General features: G+C 40.6%; 25 protein-coding genes. 8 read left to right on the top strand and 17 right to left on the bottom strand.

Annotated elements, in window-relative coordinates:
- The first annotated feature begins 54 nt into the window (after nt 1–54).
- Nucleotides 55–321, top strand: coding sequence for a 30S ribosomal protein S20 (gene rpsT, locus OKX00_RS09110; RefSeq protein ID WP_062234841.1), 267 nt, complete (start codon nt 55–57; stop codon nt 319–321).
- Nucleotides 322–682: 361 nt separating this feature from the next.
- Here the strand turns inward: rpsT and holA are convergent, their stop codons facing one another.
- Complete coding sequence (holA, locus tag OKX00_RS09105; protein WP_265410181.1) at nt 683–1,702, bottom strand: DNA polymerase III subunit delta; 1,020 nt, start codon at nt 1,700–1,702, stop codon at nt 683–685.
- Between the two features lie 331 nt (nt 1,703–2,033).
- Between holA and OKX00_RS09100 the strand changes: the two genes are divergently transcribed.
- Complete coding sequence (locus OKX00_RS09100; protein WP_082316196.1) at nt 2,034–2,168, top strand: YqzM family protein; 135 nt, start codon at nt 2,034–2,036, stop codon at nt 2,166–2,168.
- Between the two features lie 32 nt (nt 2,169–2,200).
- Here the strand turns inward: OKX00_RS09100 and OKX00_RS09095 are convergent, their stop codons facing one another.
- The 3 genes from OKX00_RS09095 to OKX00_RS09085 form a co-directional block, all read right to left on the bottom strand.
- On the bottom strand, nt 2,201–4,504 hold the full coding sequence (locus OKX00_RS09095; protein WP_265410180.1) for a DNA internalization-related competence protein ComEC/Rec2: 2,304 nt from the start codon (nt 4,502–4,504) through the stop codon (nt 2,201–2,203).
- A gap of 3 nt (nt 4,505–4,507) precedes the next feature.
- Complete coding sequence (locus OKX00_RS09090) at nt 4,508–5,089, bottom strand: ComE operon protein 2 (RefSeq protein ID WP_265410179.1); 582 nt, start codon at nt 5,087–5,089, stop codon at nt 4,508–4,510.
- Nucleotides 5,090–5,154: 65 nt separating this feature from the next.
- Nucleotides 5,155–5,790, bottom strand: a complete 636-nt coding sequence (locus tag OKX00_RS09085; protein ID WP_265410178.1) for a helix-hairpin-helix domain-containing protein — start codon at nt 5,788–5,790, stop codon at nt 5,155–5,157.
- Nucleotides 5,791–5,886: 96 nt separating this feature from the next.
- Between OKX00_RS09085 and comER the strand changes: the two genes are divergently transcribed.
- Nucleotides 5,887–6,723: a late competence protein ComER gene (gene comER / locus OKX00_RS09080; protein ID WP_265410177.1), complete on the top strand. Its 837-nt coding sequence runs from the start codon at nt 5,887–5,889 to the stop codon at nt 6,721–6,723.
- 69 nt (nt 6,724–6,792) lie between these two features.
- Here comER and OKX00_RS09075 read toward each other — a convergent pair whose 3' ends face one another.
- The 8 genes from OKX00_RS09075 to OKX00_RS09040 are packed head-to-tail and all read right to left on the bottom strand — an operon-like array spanning nt 6,793 to nt 11,823.
- On the bottom strand, nt 6,793–7,533 hold the full coding sequence (locus OKX00_RS09075; protein ID WP_265410176.1) for a class I SAM-dependent DNA methyltransferase: 741 nt from the start codon (nt 7,531–7,533) through the stop codon (nt 6,793–6,795).
- A 13-nt stretch (nt 7,534–7,546) separates the two neighbouring features.
- A complete protein-coding gene (rsfS, locus tag OKX00_RS09070) occupies nt 7,547–7,900 on the bottom strand; it encodes a ribosome silencing factor (RefSeq protein ID WP_062234829.1) in 354 nt (117 codons plus the stop codon).
- 16 nt (nt 7,901–7,916) lie between these two features.
- Nucleotides 7,917–8,489: a bis(5'-nucleosyl)-tetraphosphatase (symmetrical) YqeK gene (gene yqeK / locus OKX00_RS09065; RefSeq protein WP_062234827.1), complete on the bottom strand. Its 573-nt coding sequence runs from the start codon at nt 8,487–8,489 to the stop codon at nt 7,917–7,919.
- Entirely contained in the window at nt 8,467–9,057 is a 591-nt protein-coding gene (locus OKX00_RS09060) for a nicotinate-nucleotide adenylyltransferase (RefSeq protein ID WP_082683431.1), read from the bottom strand. The genes yqeK and OKX00_RS09060 overlap by 23 nt, the downstream gene beginning before the upstream one ends.
- A gap of 12 nt (nt 9,058–9,069) precedes the next feature.
- A complete protein-coding gene (yhbY, locus tag OKX00_RS09055; protein ID WP_053357809.1) occupies nt 9,070–9,360 on the bottom strand; it encodes a ribosome assembly RNA-binding protein YhbY in 291 nt (96 codons plus the stop codon).
- On the bottom strand, nt 9,347–10,189 hold the full coding sequence (gene aroE / locus OKX00_RS09050) for a shikimate dehydrogenase (protein WP_265410175.1): 843 nt from the start codon (nt 10,187–10,189) through the stop codon (nt 9,347–9,349). The genes yhbY and aroE overlap by 14 nt, the downstream gene beginning before the upstream one ends.
- 15 nt (nt 10,190–10,204) lie before the next feature.
- Nucleotides 10,205–11,305 carry a ribosome biogenesis GTPase YqeH gene (yqeH, locus tag OKX00_RS09045; protein WP_265410174.1) on the bottom strand — a complete coding sequence of 367 codons (1,101 nt, stop codon included), beginning with the start codon at nt 11,303–11,305 and terminating at the stop codon, nt 10,205–10,207.
- Nucleotides 11,306–11,307: 2 nt separating this feature from the next.
- Complete coding sequence (locus OKX00_RS09040) at nt 11,308–11,823, bottom strand: YqeG family HAD IIIA-type phosphatase (protein WP_062234812.1); 516 nt, start codon at nt 11,821–11,823, stop codon at nt 11,308–11,310.
- A 424-nt stretch (nt 11,824–12,247) separates the two neighbouring features.
- On the opposite strand from OKX00_RS09040, the gene OKX00_RS09035 reads away from it, so the two are divergent.
- Together OKX00_RS09035 and pssA are read left to right on the top strand one after the other, a co-directional pair.
- The gene (locus OKX00_RS09035; RefSeq protein ID WP_053357805.1) at nt 12,248–12,403 is read left to right on the top strand and encodes a sporulation histidine kinase inhibitor Sda; all 156 of its coding nucleotides are present in this window, start codon (nt 12,248–12,250) and stop codon (nt 12,401–12,403) included.
- A 273-nt stretch (nt 12,404–12,676) separates the two neighbouring features.
- Nucleotides 12,677–13,216, top strand: a complete 540-nt coding sequence (pssA, locus tag OKX00_RS09030; protein WP_062237009.1) for a CDP-diacylglycerol--serine O-phosphatidyltransferase — start codon at nt 12,677–12,679, stop codon at nt 13,214–13,216.
- Nucleotides 13,217–13,260: 44 nt separating this feature from the next.
- On the opposite strand, the gene OKX00_RS09025 is transcribed toward pssA, so the two are convergent.
- Nucleotides 13,261–15,039 (bottom strand): M3 family oligoendopeptidase, encoded by a 1,779-nt coding sequence (locus OKX00_RS09025; RefSeq protein WP_265410173.1) that lies wholly within the window; start codon nt 15,037–15,039, stop codon nt 13,261–13,263.
- Nucleotides 15,040–15,404: 365 nt separating this feature from the next.
- On the opposite strand from OKX00_RS09025, the gene OKX00_RS09020 reads away from it, so the two are divergent.
- From OKX00_RS09020 to OKX00_RS09010, 3 genes are all read left to right on the top strand, one after another.
- A complete protein-coding gene (locus OKX00_RS09020) occupies nt 15,405–15,554 on the top strand; it encodes a hypothetical protein (RefSeq protein WP_265410172.1) in 150 nt (49 codons plus the stop codon).
- Nucleotides 15,555–16,314: 760 nt separating this feature from the next.
- Nucleotides 16,315–17,565, top strand: coding sequence for an Nramp family divalent metal transporter (locus tag OKX00_RS09015; protein WP_265410171.1), 1,251 nt, complete (start codon nt 16,315–16,317; stop codon nt 17,563–17,565).
- 37 nt (nt 17,566–17,602) lie between these two features.
- Complete coding sequence (locus OKX00_RS09010) at nt 17,603–17,728, top strand: hypothetical protein (RefSeq protein ID WP_255357535.1); 126 nt, start codon at nt 17,603–17,605, stop codon at nt 17,726–17,728.
- Nucleotides 17,729–18,055: 327 nt separating this feature from the next.
- Here the strand turns inward: OKX00_RS09010 and sigK are convergent, their stop codons facing one another.
- From sigK to OKX00_RS08990, 4 genes are all read right to left on the bottom strand, one after another.
- On the bottom strand, nt 18,056–18,610 hold the full coding sequence (gene sigK / locus OKX00_RS09005) for an RNA polymerase sporulation sigma factor SigK (protein WP_416054316.1): 555 nt from the start codon (nt 18,608–18,610) through the stop codon (nt 18,056–18,058).
- Complete coding sequence (locus tag OKX00_RS09000) at nt 18,573–20,165, bottom strand: recombinase family protein (protein WP_265410170.1); 1,593 nt, start codon at nt 20,163–20,165, stop codon at nt 18,573–18,575. Before OKX00_RS09000 ends, sigK begins: the two co-directional genes overlap by 38 nt.
- A gap of 421 nt (nt 20,166–20,586) precedes the next feature.
- Complete coding sequence (locus OKX00_RS08995; RefSeq protein WP_265410169.1) at nt 20,587–21,525, bottom strand: restriction endonuclease; 939 nt, start codon at nt 21,523–21,525, stop codon at nt 20,587–20,589.
- A gap of 61 nt (nt 21,526–21,586) precedes the next feature.
- The gene (locus OKX00_RS08990) at nt 21,587–21,928 is read right to left on the bottom strand and encodes a YolD-like family protein (protein WP_265410168.1); all 342 of its coding nucleotides are present in this window, start codon (nt 21,926–21,928) and stop codon (nt 21,587–21,589) included.
- Between the last annotated feature and the right edge of the window lie 330 nt (nt 21,929–22,258).

The following is a 22,258-nucleotide window of genomic DNA, read 5'->3' as shown; positions in this document are numbered from 1 at the left end:
ACTCTGTGTCCTATTTTTTTGCAATCCAGTTGCAATGTTAGGGAGGTGAATGGATTGGCTAATATTAAATCTGCTATTAAACGTGTAAAAACAAACGATAAGAACCGTGTTCATAATGCTTCTTTAAAGTCTGCTATGCGTACAGCTGTGAAAAACTTTGAAACTAAGGTCGCTAACAAAGATGCTGAAGGTGCTAAAGAAGCTTTCACAGTTGCTACTAAAAAAGTTGATAAAGCGGCAACTAAAGGACTTATCCATAAAAATGCAGCTTCCCGTCAGAAGTCTCGTCTTGCTAAAGCGTTAAACGGAATCAATGCATAATCACGGGAAATGACACGAAACGGCCTTACAGGTCGTTTTTTCATGTCTTTTTTTGAAAAGCGACTGTTAACAGTCGCTTTTCAAAAAAATGACATTCCATATTAATAATAATAAAAGATTCACCATGTTGTCCGTGATGTTCTGGTTTAAAACGAATGCGTTGAACCCTGTCGTAAGTTGTCGCGTTTAAACATAAATCAGATTTTTTAAACATAAATCGGTATTTTTCATTTTCCTTAAAAAAATGACCCTATAATTGCCAAATGGATGGTTTTTGGCAACCTAAAACAATATCAACAGTATGATTTAACACAGCATGAACAAAAAATGTCCAGCCGATATCCAATCGGCTGGACGTTTTTTAATTTGCCATCTTCAGCATAATCAGTTCCAAAATAAGCTGTTTATCCATTTTCCCTGTTTTCATCTCATAATCCGCCTCAGCTATGCGATCCAGCATGCTGAGAAGCTCTTCTTCCTCAAAAAGCCTCGCTTGTCTGGAAGCCAGCTTTACTGCATAGGGATGCAGCTTTAAAGCTCCTGCAATCTGTTTTTCTCCATAGCCTTTTGAAAAAAGTTCTTTCACCCCGTATATAATACGAAACTGTCTTGCCATTAGGGAAAGAATTTTAATCGGTTCCTCATTCTGCTTGGCTAGGTCATAAAAAGTTCTTAGTGCAGCGTCAATTTTTTTATGAACAATATCATCAATGAGCGAAAAAATATTATCTTCCAGTGTTCTCGGTACAAGTTCATCAATGACGGGTATCGTGATATTTCCGCCAGCCCCAACGAATAATGCCAGTTTGTCCATTTCCTGAATGAGTGCCATCAATTCATTTCCTACCTTGGCCGTCAAATATTGCGCTGCATCTGTATCGATGTGCACTTGCCGCTGAATCGCCCGGTCCTTAATCCATTCCACTGCCGAATCACCGCTTAAAGGGGTAGCTGCGATCAGTTCTCCTGACTTTTTCAGCGTTTTAACTATTTTCTTTCGTTCATCTAATTTCTCAGCTGGGACCACGAAAACGAGAAGCGTAAACTCAGCTGGATTCTGAATATATCTTTCAACGGTTGCAAGATCATGCTCAACTTTGCTCTTGTCCTTTACCCCTGTTAGAAAATAAGCATTTTTCACGACGACAACACGCCTGTCCCCCATAAACGGGAGCGTTTCCGCATCTTCCATAATCGCTTGTATAGGAGTTTCCATATAATCATATACAGAGAAGTTAAAATCCTTATCCTCTTCATTCAGCGAATGCTTCACAATGGCGGATATGGCTTGCTCAATAATATAAGATTCAGTTCCGAACAGAACATAATACGGAGAAAATTCCTTCTGTTTCAACTTTTTTTGTAATGGGACGATCGACAAAACCACTCACCTCAAACTTTCTCTGTTCCTATCGTATGCCGTATAGCTGTTTTTTTCAATAGGAATCAAACCAAAAAGAAGAAGCAGCTTTTGCTGCTTCTTCATTTATATTAAACGCTGATCACCAAGACCCCGGGACTCCCAGTGAACAGCGAGTAAACCGCTCTATTCCTTGTAATGTTATGATATCCTATGCCAATCTGCAGTATTGGTGACAACAGTTAGCAAAAAAGGAAAAGAATATGCTTTTTATAGACAACGCTTCCAATCAAATATGGATTTTTTTATCTGAATGACTTATACTTATTATCGAAACGGGAGGGTTGCGGAAATGAATCATTTCGAAAAAGACGTCCAAAGCAAACGCAATGATTTAATCGATTCAGGCATGGGCTTCGTTTGGTCCTTTGGTTTTTTCACGTTAATCTTTGCAATTGGAGTTATTATCAAACTTATCGCTACATAATCAATAAAAAGAAGCCTGAAAAAGGCTTCTTTTTATTTGGATCCGGTTACACTGTGATGTATCTTTAACTTGTGACCCAGCATTTGGATCTCGATATCCCCAAGCTGATCGGTACGAAAAATGACCGCAGCATTTTTTTTGAAACGTGACACAACATCCGGATGTGGATGTCCGTACCGATTGTTTTTCCCGGCTGATATGACCGCATAAATGGGATCAACAGCGTCGATAAAAGCCTGTGAGGACGACGTTTTACTCCCATGATGGCCAGCCTTTAAAAAATCTGCCTTTAAAGGGGCATTTCCACTTAAAATACGCTTTTCCCCTTCTTCTTCTAAATCCCCAGTGAATAGAAAGGAAAAATGCTTCATCTTTGCTAATAGGACGATGGATTGGGCATTGCTCTCGGTCTCATCACCATAAGGAGAAAGTACATAAAAAAGATGATCCCCAACCGACCACCTTTGACCGCGCTGAGTAACACGAATAGGAATATCCAGACTGGCCGCATGATTCAGCACACTGGTTTCCAGCACTCCGTCAATTGTGCCTTTTGGATACAACAGTTCACCTATCCTGACTCCAGACAGAACCGTTTCCGCCCCGCCGATGTGATCCATGTCTCCATGCGTCAATATCAATTTATCGATCTTCCGGATCCCCCGCGCTTTTAACGCGGGCAGAACGACCTCTTTCGTAATATTATAATCCACCTTTCTTTTTCTCCATTCTTCCTTTTCAAAATTCAGTGTTCCTCCCGTATCTATTAAATAAACCCCTTGCCTGAATGGAAGTTCAATCAAGGTGCTGTCTCCCTGCCCAACATTTAAATAGGTAATTGTGCTGCTTGGATCAAGGGAATGAACATTCCAATGAAAAACACCGGCCAAAACAAGAAAGGAAGCAGGATAAAGCAGACGCTTATGACATCCATACCTTTCCCATTGAACGAACAAATTGAAGATCCCAAAATAATAGATCGGGATAAGATAGGCAGGAGGCTGTCCAAACACAAAATTAAGATTGTTCTTCTGCGCGTGAAGAAGGATTGAATTTGTGAATTTCATGAGGATGACAGGAAGATAAAGGATTATTTTAGCTGCATTGAGCGATAGGAACATAATCGGAAGTGAAAGACAGGCAAGGGGCAGAACCACAAAAGACAGTAAGGGAATAAACAGAAGGTTCAGAGGCACTGACCATAATGACGTTTCATAAAAATGATAGATAATGACGGGGAAAGAAACAATTTGGCATATGAGGGTAGTTACCAAAGCTTGAGCTAAGTAGGAGGTATATCGGCTGAAGATCAGACGCGATGATATCAGTAAAGCAAACACATTCATAAAAGATAGCTGAAAACCAAGTTGAAAAACGTAATAAGGGTTCATCAGAAGCATAAGAAGGCACACACCGCTCACAGGTGACAACGGATGAATCCTCCTTCTATATCGCCGGAACATCAGCAGCGCCATACCCATAATACCTGCACGGACTATGGAAGCTTCACTGCCGGTCATCACAACATAAAGAGGCAGGACCGAAGCGATACCTAGAGCTGCTCTTTCCCTGGTGATGCCCATTCGAAGACTGCCCGCAAAGAGCATGCCCATGATGATCGCCACATTAAACCCTGATACCGCAAGCAAATGTGACAAACCCATTCGCTGGTAGGCCTCATCAATATCGACCGGTATTTTTTCACGATAGCCAAATACCAGAGCATTGATTATCCCGGAGACATCCTCTTCAACCACTTTTTCTATCAGACGGATGCCCTTTTCACGAAAAGCAGCTGCATGCCCCAATAGATCAGGCGGTTTATCCCGGCAAGCAGAGACTGAAAGATGGGCCGCCTTTATGCTCCAGTGGATTCTCTGGCGTTTTAAGTACGAGGCGTAATCCATTCCTGCGAAATTTCCCCGCCCCTCAGGGACGATCAGTTCCCCATCAAACGTACAGACCATCCCCTGATGAAGATGCTGTTTAAGCCGTTTCTGCATCCCATGAGATGGTATGATATGGTGAACAACAAATTTCTCATGTTTTGTTTGAAGTTTGAAGGATAGTAAATCTCCGTCAATCTCCGGAATGGTCATGACGGTCCCGGTAAAGGTTCGTTCATCTCCAGAAAACTTCGTCACATTTTGCTTATCGGTAAACTGGTAATAGACGTAAAAGAATACAAATACGGCTAAGCAAAAGCTGATGGTCAACGTATTCGCACCTTTTTTGCCATAAAAAAGAGCGATGCCTGCGATCGCCCAGATGTAATGGTAAGATGATAAAAAAACGCCTGCTGCCGCACTTATCGCGTAGAAGTATCCGGCTCTCATGTTTTATTCCAAGTGCAAAGAACGGGGATACAGATGCTGCACCTTGCTTTTCAAAGCCTCAAGTTTTTCCTGATCTCCCGCTCCACCTTCCTCTACAGCTCGCAACAGTTCAAAGGTTAATTCCATCTGTTCTATGTAATTAGGGTTGATATTATGGTCATTAAAAGGGACTTGCTTCACAACCAGTCCTGCTTCTTTAAATTGTTCAATTGCGTACGGGTGATTCTTATAATCTTTGGCATAGTAAAGTGTCTTTATTCCGCTCTGAATAATCGTACGGCAGCAATGCAGACAAGGAAAATGGGTGACATACATTTCTGCCCCCTCCACTGGTACACCAAATTTTGCACATTGCAAAATGGCATTCATCTCGGCATGGATCGTCCTCACACAATGGCCGTCTATCACATAACAACCTTCATCTATGCAATGCACGCCCCCGGATATGGAACCATTGTAGCCACCCGCAATGATCCTTTTATCCCTTACGATTGTTGCTCCCACCGCAAGTCTTGTACATGTGCTTCTGTAGGCAAGCAGATGGCTCTGTGCCATAAAATATTCATCCCAGGAAATACGGTCCATCTTTTCTCCTCCAATCTTATTTATTTTTAGTGTAGGCATTTACGCTGCTTTGAGTCAATGATAACTTAGTCAACCTCAATCTGTTCCTTCATGTTTTCCAGAGACTTTTCTCCAATTCCTGGTACATTCAGCAAATCCTCAATCGTTTTAAACGGTCCGTTCTCTTCACGATAGGCCATGATCGCTTTGGCTTTAGAAGGACCTATGCCATTCAGCGTTTCCAGCTCCTGCTCTGCTGCAGAATTAATATTAACCTTTGTTGTGCCACCACCATCCTGTCCTCCTGTATCAGGCCCAACCGGCAACCGTTCTTCGCCTTTAGCTGGGATGTAAAGAAGCATTTCATCCTTTACCCGTGCTGAAAGGTTAACTCCTTTTTCCTCCGCTTTTTTCGAAAAACCTCCTGCTCGATTAACAGCATCAATCACTCGGTCCCCTTGCTTCATCTCGTACACTCCCGGTTTCCTTACTTCACCTTTTATATCGATCTCAATTCTCTGAGAATCTGCATCCTTTGCAATAGGGGTTATTTTACTCGCTGCCCCTTTATTCTCCATCAATTCGACCGGTATGCCTTGCGCAGGCTCTACTTCATCCGGCATTTTTCCTGCAAAATAGAAAATTGCGGCTAACAAACATGCCGCAGCAGGAAGAATGTACCTGAGTTTGCGAACGGCTCCATCATATTTTCTGATCATCATTCATCTCCTTTAAATACGTTTATTTCAATTTTCATATTCTGGGCAAATCAAGCATATACATCAAGGTAGGAAAGATAAGGGAGAGGAGGAGTTAAAGTGAAACTAGGTTTTATTGGAACCGGGAACATGGGGAGCATTTTAGTGTCATCTTTTATAGAATCATCGGCTGTACAGCCTTCACGTATAATGGTCACAAACCGGACGCTTTCTAAAGCAGAAACTCTGCAGTCTGCCCACCCCAAACTCCGAGTGGGAGCAACAGCTGAAGAGGTGATCCGTTTTGCCGATATCCTTTTCATCTGTGTAAAGCCGCATCAATTCTATGATGTTCTTTCTGAAAATAAAAAGTTTATATCCAAACATAAACTCGTGGTCTCGATCACAAGCCCCATTTCCTGTGAACAAATTGAAAACTTGCTTGATTGCAGTGTCGCCCGCGCCATTCCAAGCATCACAAACCGTGCCCTTTCAGGAACCTCATTGATCACATTTGGTTCGAAATGCCACACGGAATACAAAGAGAAACTCTTATCATTGATGTCGTTTATCTCTAAACCAGTGATCATCGATGAAAATGTGACACGCATCTCATCCGATATCGCAAGCTGCGGCCCGGCATTCATTGGGTATCTCGTACAATGTTTTGTTGACAGTTCCATTAAAAAAACAGATTTGACAAAAAACCAGGCGACATTGCTTGCCAGTGAAATGATTATTGGAATGGGAAAATTGCTGGAGAACGAAGTGTTTTCTTTGCCTTCACTCATTGAGAAAGTTTGCGTGAAGGGCGGAATTACTGGTGAAGGAATAAGAATATTGAACGAGGGAGCAGGTGATGTTTTCGATAAAGTCATAGACCGTACGCATGCAAAATACCACGATGAGTGTGAAAAAATCAGTGAACAGTTCGAGGTAAAAGAGGAATTAAAGTAATCATTCGGCAGCATTTGAAATATTCCTTCAAGAATAAAATAAAAAATAAGCCAATCCATGGCTTATTTTTTATTTTTTACAGATGAAGAATATACGTTCGGCTTCAGGCTGAATATCATCCTGAGAGAAATCTCCTGTTACTGCCATAACTCGAAATCCGGTGCTTTGAAGCATCCTTTTATAAACCTCAATTGACAAGGTTCTTTGAATATGTACTTCATCAAATCGTATATAACGGTTTTCGTCCTCTTGAACAAAGAAACTAAGCTCATGTTCAACACTGTCTGGTTCTTCCCCTTCATAGCACTGCCAAATATACGAAAGCTGCTCTTCGTTGGATCCAAACGTGCTGCCCATAAATATGTTATGAATTTTATAAAGACTGTGTACATCGAATAAAAAGAGGCCGTCTTCTTTTAAATGCTGATAAACGGATTGAAACGCAGCCAAGACCTTTTCTTCAGAAAGAATATAATTAAGTGAATCACAAAAAATGACGGCAGCATCAAATTCCTGAAGCCCTTCCAGTTCCGTCATATCCTGCTGAATGTATTGTACGGGCACCTTCTGCTGCAAGGATTTTTCATTTGCCATCACCAGCATGTCCTCAGAAAGGTCAACGCCAGTTACGTCATAACCCTGTTTTGATAAGCGGATGGACACAGACCCTGTACCGCAGCCAAGATCCAGGACACTGCTGACGTTTCCCCCATATGACTGAACGGCCTGTTTAAAAAAAGCAACCCATTGATCATACGGTGCATCTTCCATTAGCTGATCATAGTAATACGCAAATTGTTGATAGCTCATCGCTGCTCCTCAATTAGGAAAGGATCTTATTCAGATCAACGGTAGGGGCGTCTCCCCAAAGCTTCTCCAGGTTATAATAAGATCTCTCATCACGATGGAATACATGGACAACCATATCTCCCATATCAACAAGGACCCATCTCGCCTGGTCATAGCCTTCCATGCGCTTGATGATGATCTCTTTTTCAGCTGCTACATCTTTAATTTCCTTAGCAATGGCCTGCACCTGCTTTTCGGAGTTCCCATGACAGATTAAGAAATAATCAGCAACAAGGGAAATGCCTTTCATATCGAGCATCATAATATCTTCCGCCCGTTTGTCATCCACCGCTTTTACGACTAACTCAATTAGTTCCTGTTCTTTCAAAATTATTTTCCTCCATTCACTTTTTGTTTTTCACTTCAGCCAACAAGCTGTTGTACGTATAAATTGTTTCCGGGTATATCAGTTGATTTTGTTTCATTAAGAATCCTACAGTATTTTTTAATGCCTGAATACAAGCGAGGTTCAGGTTTTCCTTAGCCTGTTGACGGACTTCATCAACGCCCGGAAAATTCCTGCCCGGTTCGATATAATCCGCAAGAAAAATAATTTTCTCAAGCGTACCCATCGCTGCTCTGCCCGTCGTGTGATAGGCGATAGCCTCGAGTACCTCAAGGTCTTCGATTCCTGCTTCTTCTTTCACCAGATAAGCACCAACCGGGGCATGCAAAAGTTCTGTACCATAATGAAGGAGGCTCTCTGGCATGCCCTGCTGCATGACTATCTCCCGCATCTCATCCTTTGAACGGAATTTGGCATAATCATGAAATATGGCTGCAAGTTCGGCTTTTTCCTTGCTTGCTCCATATCGGTCTGCAAGCTCGATAGCCGTTTCCATTACACCAAGTGTATGAATGTACCGATGTTCCGTTAATTGAGCCTTAACAATTTCAAGGGCTTTTTCTCGATCCATAAAGTCCCTTCACCTCTATAATTTTTCTTACATCATCCGGAATTAAATATTTTGTGTTCTCTCCAGCTGCTATTCTCTTTCTGATCAGGGTCGAAGAAACATCAAAAACCGGTACTTCCAGCAACTGGACTCCATAAGGATTATGGTTATCATCAAGGGGATGGCCACTGCGGTTAATACCGATAAAGGTTACAAGCCGGCTAAGCTCCTCGATCCCATGCCAAGTGGATAACGAATCAGCCATGTCACCGCCAATAATGAAAAAATAATGATGGTTCGGTTCCCTCTTTTTCAGTTCCCTGATGGTATCTATAGTATATGAAGGGCCTTCCCTTTCAAACTCTATAAGAGAGAGGGAAAATTTAGAATTTCCCTGGATGGCAGCTTTTACTAAGTCGATCCGATCCTCTGCTGAAACACCTGATACCAAATCCTTATGAGGCGGATGGCTTGCCGGTAGCCATTCAACCCTATCAAGTGAAAATGCGGCTAATGCCTCCTGGGCAATGAGAAGATGCCCGTTATGCGGAGGGTGGAAAGAGCCGCCGAAAATACCGATTCTCGCCATGTAATCAATCCTTTACGGAAGTACAATCTCTTTATTTTCTTTAGATTCTTTATAGAGAATAATGACATTTCCAATCACTTGCACGAGGTTGGCCTTTGCGCCTTTAACCAATGCCTGAGCGACGTCTTCCTTGCTTTCCTCGCAATTTTGGAGGATGCTGATCTTGATTAACTCACGCGCCTCAAGTGCATCTTCAATTTGCTTGACCATATTACTGTTGACTCCGCCTTTTCCTACTTGAAAAATAGGCTGAATCGGATTTGCTTTTGAACGTAAAAAACGTTTTTGTTTACCTGTTAACATAATTTCCTCCCAATTTCTCGATCACGATCGTTTCCATCAGTTCGATGTCTGGCTGCATACCTGTCCACTTCTCAAAAGAAAGAGCACCTTGAAGAACCAGCATGGACACTCCGTTGTCAATAACTGCTCCCCGCTTCTCACCTTCCTGCAAAAAAGCAGTTTTATACGGGTTGTATATGATATCGGAGAGCACTGTACCCGGTGCAAGATGAAGGAGATCGATAGGAGTGCTCCCATCATTTTTCATTCCGATAGACGTCGTGTTAATTACGATTTGAAAATCTGAAAGAACGGCAGCTGCTTCTTGTAAGCTCATCACCTTGTCATGCTCTCTCAAACACTCTTTTTGAATATCTCTTGCTTTTTCCATCGTCCGGTTAGCAATGACGATGGATTTAGGAGCCGTTTGCGCCAGAGCATAACCAATGGCTCTAGATGCCCCGCCTGCTCCAATAATAAGAACCTTCGCTTGCTCAATAGGAAAATGGACATGCCGCATTAATCCTTTTACAAAACCGGCCCCGTCCGTATTGTATCCAATCAGCTTTCCGTTCTCATTCACCACCGTATTTACGGCTCCGATCTTTTTAGCCTCGTCCGAAATTTCGTCCAGATAAGGCATAATGGTTTGTTTATGCGGAATCGTCACATTCCAGCCTGCAAAACCCTCTGTTCTCATATTGTAAACTGCCTCTTCCAAACGATCAGGATGAACTTCATATTTGTCATAATAAAAAGAAAGCCCTGATTTTTGGAAAGCTGCGTTATGCATCTCCGGTGACATGGAATGGCTGACAGGATATCCAATTAGACCGACTAATTTTTTCATTTTGATCACTCCCGGCTATATGAGTGAAGGCCTCAATGTTACCGCAACGCCTTCAGGTGCATAAGCTGCGATTTGAGCGCCCGGTTCTTTAACCGACACCCATCCAAGTCCAGAAAAGACAACATCAGTATCTTTATCTTTGATCTTAAATTCATGTCTTCTGAGCGGCGGCAGATTCTCCGCTTCTGAAGGAGGCGATAAAAGATCACCCAGGTGGTTCTTGTATAGTTCATCCGCCTTTTCAAGCTTGGTTCTATGAATGGTTAACTCATTGGAAACGTGGCAGACAAATGATCTTCGTCCCCCACTGATGTAATCAAACCTGGCCAGTCCGCCTAAAAATAAAGTCTGGCCTTCATTTACCTGATAAACCATCGGCTTAATCTCTTTTTTGGGCATGATGATTTTCAATTCATTCTTCCCGACAAAGTGAGCCATCTGGTGATGGTTGATGATTCCCGGCGTATCATACAGTGCTGTTTCAGCATCAAGTGGTATATCGATCAAATTCAATGTTGTACCAGGAAAGTGAGAGGTTGTGATAATATCATCCTTCTCTGTTCCAAGCTGTTTGATCAGACCATTAATGAAAGTGGACTTTCCTACATTGGTACAGCCGACAACGTAGACATCCTTGCCATCTCTCAGTTCATCAATCCGTTCAGCTACGTTCAACAGGCCGTTGCCTTTCGCTGCAGAAACAAGGTGTACTTCTTCTGCCTTTACACCAAGTTCCTTTGCCATAGTTGACATCCATTGAGTCATCCTGTTTTTATTGACCGATTTTGGAAGCAAATCCACCTTGTTTCCTACAAGTATAAGCTTATTGCGTCCAATGTAGCGGTGTATACCAGGAAGCCACGAGCCGTTGAAATCAAAGATATCTACAATTTTGACGACAAGGGCATCTGTTTCTCCAATGCCTGACAAAATTTTCCGGTAATCGTCATCGGTAAGACTGACATCTTGAATCTCGTTATAATGCTTAAGACGGAAACAGCGCTGGCAGATCACAGCATCCCTTTTTAAACTGGACGGCGGTGCATAGCCTAGCTCGTCCTTATTTTCGGTCTGAATGGGTGCTCCGCATCCAATACACTTAATTTGTTCCTTCAATCTTATTCCTCCCAGTTAAGCATGCCTTTCCTTTTCATCCATGATAAAATCATTCTTTCAATTTTCCTGTTTACTCTTGTCCATAGACCATCGGTGCTTGCCACAGGTACAACCATGATCGTATGGAGATCCAGCCGATTCCCGCCAAGGACATCCGTCAGGAGCTGATCGCCGATAACTACAATTTCTTCTCGTTGAAGTTTCATATCGCGAATAGCCCGCTTGAATGCACGGGACATTGGTTTTCTGGCACTATAAATAAACGGGATTTTAACAGGATCGGAGAAGCTGCTCACACGCTGCTGCGTGTTATTTGAAACAATTGTAATTAAAATTCCCTTCTCTTTAAAAGAGCTAAACCATTTTAAAAGTTCAGGAGTAGCTTCCGGCCGATCCCATTCAACCAGGGTATTATCCAGGTCTGTAATGATCCCTTTTACATTTCGTTTCACTAGCATTTCAGGGGTTATATCAAAAATGCTCTGGACATGTTCATCCGGCAAAAAATTTTTTAACATGCTGGACACCTCTATACTATTCATTCAGATTACACTTTTACATTGTACCAGTTATTCGACGGGTAACAACTTTTTTATTGTTTTCAGTTACATTTGCCTGGAAAGGATGCATCCTTTTAAAGAAAAGTTTTCGACAAAATGTTCGCATTCCGACAATGTGGATAACTTTATTAACATTGTTCCTCTATGCAATGAGCAGAATTTTCTGTCTTATCTACAGTCTACCCACAAGTTATCCACCAAACATTGTGGATAATCGAACGATTGTTCTGTTTCATGTTTCATGTTAAGCTGATTTTAGAAAACTACCAGAACTTATAGTTTATGCGGATCTATGAGAAATCATGACACATACAGCGATGAAAATGCATCAATATGCATTAAAAACAGGAGGTGAACATGCCACCCGATTGGCATCTCACTTATGGAAAACTTATCGGACGAACTGTTGATCGAATCTTATTTTAAAGCGAAAGAACTTCAATTAAGTACAGACTTTATTTCATTGATTCAAAAAGAGATCGAACGCAGATCACTTCAGACCCGTCTCAGCACTCACTTTTGGAAAGCCCATCACTAAAAAATGGGCTTTTTTTTATGTTTTAATAGTAGGCATGTTTTCCTGAAATGATACAGTGTTCTATTTCAAAGTCTTACCTTTTTTTATTTTTCTATTTAATAGGAAGAAACAGAAACAGGGACTTATTTCCAATTAACCCCTTTCCAATTTTATAAAATTAACATATAATGATAAGAATCAAATATATTTCATTTACAGTGAATAATATTAATACACAAGTACTCTTTCCATTCAGATGAAGAAAGGTACAGAGAGCGATGTGATGTTATGTCCATGATTGCAAGAGAGCGGGTTGACTCTACAGTTAAGAAAATGAAAGGCCAAACGGCCAACGTTCTTACGCTGATCAACCTTTCACTAGGTGCTCTCGCTTTGATGTTTATTTTTAAAGATGATTTAAAAGTTGGCTTTATTCTAATTTTTCTAGCAGGCCTTTTTGACAGATTTGATGGTATGGTTGCACGGAAATTAAACATAGAATCAGAATTTGGTAAGCAGCTGGATTCTCTGTGTGACTTAATTTCCTTCGGGATTGCACCTGCATTCTTGCTGTATCAGGGCTCTCTTTTCAATTTTGGGGTTCCCGGCATTATTTTCACCATTCTATTTATCGTGTGTGGAGCGATCCGTCTGGCACGATTCAATATTACCGAATTCAACGGTTCCTTCGTTGGTGTTCCAATCACAGTGGCAGGGTGTATCATCGCCATGTGCTATCTTCTTATCCCTTTTGTTCCAGGATATGTTTTTATGTTTTTCATCATCGCTTTTGCTTTTCTAATGATCAGTTCGATCTCCATCCAGAAACGGTAATTAAAAACCATGGCCGACTTGGGCCATGGTTTTGTTGTGGCTTATTATTTTGTCAGGTCAAGAAATTCCTTCACATCTTCCATTGCAACCTCTATGCCCTTTTTCCAGAACGCCGGTTTGGTTACATCTTCATTCAAGTGTTTCATCGCCAATTCTTCGACCGTCATGCTTGCCGTGTCTCTGAGAAGAGCGATGTACTTCTCTTCGAAATTGCTGCCTTCTATTTTGGCAATCGCATAAATGCAGGCACTGAACAAATACCCAAACGTATATGGGAAATTGTAAAATGGAACGTCGGTAATATAGAAATGAAGCTTTGAAGCCCAGAAATATGGATGATAGCTTTCAAGAGAGCCGCAGAAGGCTTCTTTTTGTGCTTCAGCCATCAGTTCATTCAAACGCTCAACAGGTACAAGCCCTTTTTTGCGCTCTTCATAAAATCTTGTCTCAAACAAGAACCGGGCATGAATGTTCATAAAGAAGGCTACAGAGCGCTGTGCTTTATCTTCTAGCAGGGCAATCTTTTCTTCTTTTGTTTTCGCATTCTTTACTGCAGCATCTGATACGACCATTTCAGCGAAAGTAGACGCAGTTTCTGCGACATTCATCGCATAGTCAGTAGCCAGATAAGGCATATCTTCCATTACATATGAGTGGAAGGCATGGCCAAGTTCATGTGCTAGAGTAGAGACATTGCTTGGTGTGCCCGAAAACGTCATGAAAATTCGTGTTTCGTTCTTTACTGGGAAACCAGTACAGAATCCACCAGGCCTTTTACCTGTCCGGTCCTCAGCTTCAATCCATTGCTTTTCGAAAGCTTGTTTTGAGAACTCTGCCATCTTAGGGCTGAAGGACTGAAACTGCTCGACAATAAAGTTGGCCGCTTCATCATAGCTCATTTTGCTGTCGGCACTTGATAACGGTGCATCAACATCGTGCCAGCTTAATTTATCCAAGCCAAGGAGAGAAGCTTTTCTGTCCAGGTAGGACACGAAAAGACCTTTATTCTCTTCGATTGCCTGCCACATGGCATTCAGCGTATCAGCGGACATGCGGTTGATATCAAGCGGTTCTTTCAGCACTTCGTCCCACTTGCGATGCTTATATAGGCTGTTTCGGAATCCTGCAATATGATTTAATGCTTCTGCACAATAATCACCCTGCTGATCCCATGCTTCCGTATATTTAGCGAAAACCGTTTCTCTTTCCTGCCTGTCCGCACTAGTCATCCGGTTTTCTGCCTGGCCGACAGAAAGCGTTTCCTTCTTGCCGTTCAGTTCTACCTCGATGCCGATTTTTCCTACGACTGTGTCATAGAGGGTAGACCAGCTATGATATCCATCCACGGCCAAGTCATTCATCAAAGCTTCTTGTTCATAAGACAATTTTTGAGACGCTAGATTACGTCTCTCATTTAACGAAAATGCAATGCTGGACAAATATTCGCTTTGAAGGGCTTCGTTCCACTCTTCATCCGGAATTTCAGCCATCTTATTATCAAGAAGCACCAGAATGGTAGTGTAGGCCGCATTCATAGACTCGAGCTTTCCGCGAAGATTTAAAGCCTGTTTGTCATTAACATCTTGAGCAGCAAGACACCCAACATAGGATATACATTCATTCAATAAGGCAGCTGTTTCTTGAACATCCTTCACGATCACCTGAAATGATTCCTTTGAAAATTGAAAGTCTTCTACCTTTTTGTTTAGAGCCGCAAGCTGTGCTTCAATGCTGGAGATAGCAGATAAAAGCTCTTCCGATCGGCTTCCTCCGCTGAATATAGAATCCAAATCCCAGCTCTCGCGCAATCCCTGTAATAACATGGTAATCCCCCTTGTAAATAAAGTATTCGATCTTTTTCCATTATAATGAAATTCCCATTAAAAATCGACTATTTAGTTTATTTAAAATAAAAAAACTCTTCTCCCTTACAGGAAAAGAGCCAAAAACCTATTCTGCGATGCAAAGATACATGAAATAGACTAATGTCAGGATCATAACTGCAAATAACAAAACTTCCTGCATATTCCGCAGCCTCCTTATGTATATTTCTTACTTCATCTATTCCCTTTAATAATAGGTTCAATCCTAATTCCTGTTTTCCTTTTTAATTAAATTGTAAATTTCTTACTATTTCGTTGTATTTCAAGAGAGCTTGCTTAATTCATTTTTTTAAAGGGGGATCACATTGAAAAGGAAAAATAAAAATTTTCATGCTGCCGGTATTATCCTTACTCACCATCCTCTCGATGACACTGGTCCAGAACTTAAAAAAGGAGCTTTCACTCCCCGATCCTCATTGGAGCTGCTCCGTATCTTTGCCTCTCGTTACCAGTGAAAAGCAAATTGCCTTCACTGAAGTAAAAAACGGAAAGTATCAACTTTATCTAGTGGGTGTCCGAGAAACGAAGCATGAATGACAAATTGCCTCTTTCTCCGCTTCAGCTGTCCGGAAAAACGATGATCTGACTTGACTTTGCCGGAGAAGAAAAAACAAAATGAAGACCTCTACACGTTAAAAGGAACTACGACTGATCCAAAAGAAATTGAGATCCGCCGAACTTTGACCAAATAAGATTGGATCAACGCTTGTTATTCTACCCTGATGTCTGTCATCTTCTTCTTTCTCATGCTGGTCACTGGATTAGTCTGGGTCGTACCCACGATTATTTTTCTATTCATTATGTATATAGTAAATACCAATCGATAAACTCCTGCCTGGATTTCCAATGCAGTAATAATGTTGTACGTAATTACACAATTTATCGTTATACAGAAGTTTTTTAATCACACCTTTTATTCTTTTGCTCCGAAGTACTTGACCTTCTCTGGCGAAGGATAAGGATTGAGGTATTCTTGAAACCGTTTCATACTATGCTGTCGTGAACATTGTTTTGAGTATTTTTCTTATCGTGCCTCATGTACTTTAACAGGATGAAAGGAAGCATATATTCCGATGCTTCCTTTTTTATTTCTTATTTGTTGCATTTTCCTGATTACTCGCATATATTATAGTCAAATCTCAAAAAGTTGAACAAAGGAAACTTTTTAACCTGAAGGACACCCTGTGACCTATTTTGCAAGGAAGGTGAGCAATAATGAATAGTAAAGCACTAGCTGCTGCTATCCCTAAGAAAGGTAAATTTCGCAGAGCGTTTCCTTTTCTTGGACCAGCGTTTCTTGTGAGTGTGGGCTATATCGACCCTGGTAACTGGGCAACGAACATTGAAGGCGGCGCCACGTTTGGCTATACGCTGTTATGGGTTCTCCTGCTTAGTAATTTAATGGCGATTCTTTTACAGATTACAGCTGCCAAACTCGGAGTAGCTACAGGAAAATCATTGGCAGAAAACTGCCGCCAGCATTTTTCAAAGCCGGTTGCTGTTTTTTTATGGATAACAGCAGAACTTGCTGCCATGGCTACCGATCTTGCAGAGTTTCTCGGTGCTGCACTCGGGATCTATATACTTCTTGGAATCCCTTTATTTCCAGCCGCATTGATCGGAGCAGCTGTTACATTTGGAATCTTGCTTCTTCATAAGTATGGATATCGTTTCATCGAACAGGTCATACTGGCTTTCGTGTTAGTCGTAGCCGCTGTTTATATCTTGGAATTATTTTATGCTAAACCAGATTTTGCCCAAGTAGGCTATCATATGGTTGTGCCTCAACTTAATTCAGCCAGCATCTTAGTGGCCATCGGTATGCTCGGTGCGACCGTGATGCCGCATAATATCTTTCTTCACTCTTCGGTAGTGAAAAATCGTTTGAAGAAGGACCAGCCAAAACATAATCATCGCGTATATAAGTTTGCCATCGTAGATTCCCTTCTTGCTTTGAACATTGCCTGGTTCATTAACTCGGCCATGATCATTGTCGCAGCTGCAGTTTTTTTCAAAAATGGAGTGAGCGTCAAATCGATCGAGGATGCCTATTCAACGCTTACTCCTCTGCTTGGCGGGTTTGCCAGCCTTGCTTTTGCGATCGCGCTGCTCTCAGCCGGCTTATCGTCCTCAGTAACAGGAACAATGGCAGGACAGTATATATTGGAAGGATTCTTGAATGTTAAACTGCCAATCTGGGTTAGAAGGGTTGTAACGATGATTCCCGCTCTTATCATCATTGGGATGGGAATTGATACGTGGAAAGCACTCGTTGTCAGCCAGGTTGTGCTCAGCATGCAGCTGCCGTTTACGATCATTCCGCTTATCTTGTTTACACGCAATAAAAAGATTATGGGCAAATATGCGAATCGTCCATTGACGAACGTTTTATTATGTATTGTAGCCACACTCATTATCTTTTTGAATGCCCTTCTGATTTACCAGACATTCGGCGGGAATTTCTAATAAACAAGAAGGGGCTGTCCAAGAAGTCTGTAAGCTGTTGATTTCCGTTCCAGGCTGCTCGCTTTCCGCGGGGCGTGCGGTGAGCCTCTTGGTGCAAGCACCGGCGGGAGTCTCACCTGTCACGCTAGTCCCGCAGGAGTCTCGCATCTTCCACTTCAATTAACTTTTCATTGAAGATTTTTCAAGCCAAAAAGGGGCTGCCTGAAGGTCAATTTTCGACTTTCTGGACAGCCCCTTTATTTCGCTTCATTATAAGAACTTGCTGATAATAATGGCAATAACACCCAGGAGGTTCTTTAATTTAGACCCGGCAGATTTGTGAAACAAATGAATGCCCGAACAGATGGGAAAATGCTTGCTTATACCCTTCTGCTTTTCAATCGGCGCTTCAATCACAACCTACAACAAATCAATAAAACCGACTAAAAGAACTTTAACAAAAATAAAAGTACTGAGTCCATTCTCTGGCCAGTACTTTTATTGTATTTAATTAATAGGAGGGCTTTTCTTTCTGCCCCTGCTGCCGGCTTCGGTAAAACTCATGAAACAGTTTCATTAAGGCCCGCTTTTCAATCCTTGATACATAGCTCCTGGAGATTCCCAGCATTTTCGCGATCTCCCGCTGTGTTTTTTCCTTCTGAAGATCCAGTCCGAACCGACCGACGATGACTTCCTTCTCCCGATCATCCAAAACATGAATGTAATCATAGATTTTCTTTTTTTGCATTTTCAACTGAATGGCATCGACAACATCCTCGGTTTCCGCTTTCAGGACATCAATCAAGGTGATTTCATTGCCTTCCTTATCGGTACCGATCGGATCATGAAGAGAAACATCTTTCTTGGTCTTCTTTAACGCACGCAAATGCATAAGAATCTCATTTTCGATACATCGCGCAGCGTACGTCGCAAGCTTCGTTCCCTTCCCTCTCGAATAGCTTTCTATTGCCTTGATCAGCCCAATGGTTCCGATTGAAATCAGATCTTCGGTATCTTCACCTGTATTTTCAAATTTCTTGGCGTTCTGAACATGAAACGATGTCATCCAAAGGTCCCTTAATACTAATCTCCACCTTTTCATTAGTTGCATCAATTTCGATTTCATCAATAATTAACTCGATTAGCTGGCGTTTCTCTAGAAAGGTTAATCCGTCTTTTTCAAATAATTTATGGACATTTTCTATTACCGCATCTATTGTGTCTTGAGATAGCCTTTGACTATTTTGAAAATCCCGTTTTGACAGTATAGATTCCATTTTTTCATTAATGCTTGTTAGTTCATTATTGATTGCTTTCATATCCTTTATCATTTCATCTTCTGTGATGACATTTTTGATAAACATCTGTTTTATACGATCCCGTTCATTCTGCTTTTTAAATAGTTGTTTCTTGAAGTCTTCAATTTTACTATCTAATGTTTCATCGAAGGATTCCATTTGTTCTTTAATGGCTTTTTCAAATGCAGTGTGGTCAGTCAATGTATCTTGGATCAGAGTCAAAATATAATCTTCAATTTCATCGACACGGATGGATATCGATGGACACTTACTCACTCCGTCTCCATATCGTTTAGGGTTTAGGTTAGGGCAACGATATACACCATACTTTTTCCTCTCTCCCGTTTTTTTATCTTCTCTGCCACTATATGTCGTACATTCCCAGGTTCGATTGCAGCACTTGCATCGAATCATGCCTTTAAATAGATATTCAAATTTAACGTTTCCACGTTTCTTTGTGTTCTTCTCGCGTTGTTTTTGGGCTGAATCATACGTTATCTTATCAACAATTGATGGTACTTCAACTCTGATCCAATCATTTTCATCTCGAACTGTCCGAGTCATCTTGGCTTTTCCAGATGCCGTTTTCTCTCCCCAAACCTTTTTTCCTTGACGTTTATTATAGATATACTGTCCAATGTAAATTTCTGAAGTCAATATTCTGCTGATTGAGGATGCTCCAAAGTTTTTACTTTCCTTTCGCTTAGGAACTGCTCCTTCCTCAAACAATAAGGTCCCAATCTCACGCAAAGTATGTCCACTCAGGTACCAACCGTAGATCTTCCTAACAAACTTAGCTTCTTTTTCATTAACCGTTAATTGGCCATCTTTATAGTCATAACCATATGGGGCTACACGCATTGGCATAACTTTCTTATCTTTCTCAACGGCTCTTAGTCGCCCTCTAGTCGTCCGTTTTCGAATTTGTGCTAATTCATACTGAGCAAAAACAGAACGCATATTAAAAAACATCTGGCCTTCAGGAGTATTTTGGTATTCCGTATCAATAAATATGATTTCAACGTTTTGACGGTCCCATTCTTTACAAACGATGAGTTTATCGGTTAAATCCCTTGTCAGACGGTCGGGATCCGTAATGATTACTTTATGAATTTTCCCTGTGGCTGTATCTTCTCTGAGCTTATTCATTTCAGGACGGTCAATATCTTCGCCACTTCGCCCCCCCTCTCTGTACACATTTATTTGTGATGTACTGTATCCCATCTTTACCGCACGATCCATACAGAGTTTTTCCTGGGTCTCCAAGCTGTACCCTTCCTCAGCTTGAGCAAGGGTACTGACACGGCTATAAATTCCTATCATGTTTGTACTCCTTAAGTTTCATTTTTCTCCTATATGTATATTCACTTCATGTAACATTATAGGCCTGGTTAAGGAATATACAAGATGGAGAAATATTTACCTCTGGAATGAGAAAAAGCCGCTCACTTTGGAGCAGCTTTTTCTAATGCTTTTTGTACCAAAAAGCAAATTAACTTCTGATGTTCTTTCATTGCTTTCTCACAGTTTGCTTCTTGTGCCTGATCCTTCTTAGGGTGATATACGAACTCTAGGTGTTTTGACAATTGCTTCATCACCTCAGAGGATGTATATGAAGCAGTTCGGTTGTCCTATGTTTGTTATTAGGCTTTCTTTTAAAATTAAACCTTATGATTTAAAGCTATTTATGATGCAAGATAAAGACAAACACTACATAGCTTATGATCGCTAAATTACATTTTTATTATATTATTTTGTCATCATTCCTGTTCTTTTCAATTACTTCACCATTTGCATTGAAAGTCCATTTATCTAAGTCCTGATCAAATATTATCTTATCGATTGTACCATCCAAAACCTTAAATAATAATAAGGCAATTTTTTCACCCTCATCGATAATGCTATGAAATATACTTTGATCACTCTCATATTCATAATCAAATCCTCTTATACCTACTAAAATTCCATTTAACTTAATATATTTTATGTCGTCAAATTCATATCTTCCGCTGGTTTTTTGACCAGGATTTCTTGGAAGTAAGTTGAATATTGGTTTTAAAACTTGTTGATATGATTCTTGTTGATCTCCATTTCTGTTATAAAAAAAGGTCTCAGCCGTATCAACATCTCTTTTTTCCTTGGATTTTCCCACTTCTTCACCTATTAAAGAATTAATTCTTTCTAATTCCTTCTCATCAGAAAACACCCAGCCTAAAGTAGGGGTTTTCATAAATGTCATTATTCCTCTTATGTGAATTTTCCTGATACGATTTCCCCAATCTTCCTCCTTAAAATCCTTAAGAATGGCCAGTTTTATATCTTCATCTTCTGCAAAGCTCCGAGCTCCTTGTGTATAACCCATCGTTGTAACAACTATTGCATCATCTGGTTTAATTTGTGATACTGCTCCGAAAAAATCTCTTATAATACTTATCCCCACTGTTTTATCATAATCCTTACATTCGATTAGAATCCTTTTTGAAACTGATGCTTGTTCAATAGTTACGTCAATTTGATGAGCTGTTTTTTTGCCATCCCCGCGTAATTTCATATCGTGAATTACAACATCATTGACATTTAATATTTTAAAAACAACCGCAGCCATTCTTTCATATTTAGTCCCATTCTTGAGTTTCTCATCCGCTATAAATTCATTATATAAAGTTTCAATTTTCGTATTCATACAACCCCTCCTTTCCATAATATAACATTTATTTTTTAGAAATTGACAGCATTTTTAATGTTTAATTACGATTTACTTTCACATCAACTAAATCTGTAAAAACTACCTTATGTACCTCGTTATGAAAGTCCACAATTCTCAGCTCTTTCCTGTAAGGATCAATGTAATGAACCTTCCCAATCAACAAACGAAAATCTCCACCTCTATAATAGGTAAAGCATAAATCCAAATTTTCAGCCATTGCCTCGCAGATAGTTTCCTCCATAACCTCCAATTGCTGTTCATCCAGTTCAGGTTTAGTTTTCCTCTTATTGTCCCAATCAAATTCCCGCAGACTCTTTACATGTTCGGGCATAAACATCCCTTGCCACTTCATCTTCCCTCGGTCACGAAGTATATTCATCACCTTCCTTAATTTCATTATATGCGAATATACGTTCGATTAACACTGAAAATAAATTACAAAAGATGGATATCATTTGCAGGAATTTGTCTAACTCAGTCGTAATTAACAATTAATTGTAATTACGGAGGTGATTAAGAGTTGAATAATGGAGACAAAGAAACAAAAAAAACCCCTCAGGATGACCTAAATCATACATGGAGTAATTCAAAAGATTATGTCCTAACTGATACCGAGAAGAGATCGTATGTAGAATACTTAAGACATAAGACACATTTTGAAACCAATTTTACAAAAAAGGAAAGCTCTTGAGCTTTCCTTTTTTAAGCT

The sequence above is a fragment of the Fictibacillus sp. KU28468 genome, from assembly GCF_026153615.1.
Lineage (GTDB): Bacteria > Bacillota > Bacilli > Bacillales > Fictibacillaceae > Fictibacillus_C > Fictibacillus_C marinisediminis.
Note: the sequence above shows the minus strand (reverse complement) of the source record. Positions and strands in the feature narration are given on the sequence as shown.

Coding starts and splice junctions, on each gene's coding strand:
- OKX00_RS09085 (WP_265410178.1), bottom strand. CDS start 5,790: ATGATGATCAGAAAATATGATGGAGCCGTTCGCAAACTCAGGTACATT.
- OKX00_RS09015 (WP_265410171.1), top strand. CDS start 16,315: ATGAATAGTAAAGCACTAGCTGCTGCTATCCCTAAGAAAGGTAAATTT.
- OKX00_RS09025 (WP_265410173.1), bottom strand. CDS start 15,039: ATGTTATTACAGGGATTGCGCGAGAGCTGGGATTTGGATTCTATATTC.
- OKX00_RS08990 (WP_265410168.1), bottom strand. CDS start 21,928: ATGAATATACTTCGTGACCGAGGGAAGATGAAGTGGCAAGGGATGTTT.
- OKX00_RS09060 (WP_082683431.1), bottom strand. CDS start 9,057: ATGGCGAGAATCGGTATTTTCGGCGGCTCTTTCCACCCTCCGCATAAC.
- OKX00_RS09040 (WP_062234812.1), bottom strand. CDS start 11,823: ATGTTAAAAAATTTTTTGCCGGATGAACATGTCCAGAGCATTTTTGAT.
- OKX00_RS08995 (WP_265410169.1), bottom strand. CDS start 21,525: ATGAATACGAAAATTGAAACTTTATATAATGAATTTATAGCGGATGAG.
- sigK (WP_416054316.1), bottom strand. CDS start 18,610: ATGACATCGTTTCATGTTCAGAACGCCAAGAAATTTGAAAATACAGGT.
- pssA (WP_062237009.1), top strand. CDS start 12,677: ATGATTGCAAGAGAGCGGGTTGACTCTACAGTTAAGAAAATGAAAGGC.
- OKX00_RS09035 (WP_053357805.1), top strand. CDS start 12,248: ATGGAAAACTTATCGGACGAACTGTTGATCGAATCTTATTTTAAAGCG.
- OKX00_RS09000 (WP_265410170.1), bottom strand. CDS start 20,165: ATGATAGGAATTTATAGCCGTGTCAGTACCCTTGCTCAAGCTGAGGAA.
- OKX00_RS09075 (WP_265410176.1), bottom strand. CDS start 7,533: ATGAGCTATCAACAATTTGCGTATTACTATGATCAGCTAATGGAAGAT.
- OKX00_RS09090 (WP_265410179.1), bottom strand. CDS start 5,089: ATGGACCGTATTTCCTGGGATGAATATTTTATGGCACAGAGCCATCTG.
- yqeK (WP_062234827.1), bottom strand. CDS start 8,489: ATGGATCGAGAAAAAGCCCTTGAAATTGTTAAGGCTCAATTAACGGAA.
- yhbY (WP_053357809.1), bottom strand. CDS start 9,360: ATGTTAACAGGTAAACAAAAACGTTTTTTACGTTCAAAAGCAAATCCG.
- aroE (WP_265410175.1), bottom strand. CDS start 10,189: ATGAAAAAATTAGTCGGTCTAATTGGATATCCTGTCAGCCATTCCATG.
- OKX00_RS09100 (WP_082316196.1), top strand. CDS start 2,034: ATGAATCATTTCGAAAAAGACGTCCAAAGCAAACGCAATGATTTAATC.
- OKX00_RS09095 (WP_265410180.1), bottom strand. CDS start 4,504: ATGAGAGCCGGATACTTCTACGCGATAAGTGCGGCAGCAGGCGTTTTT.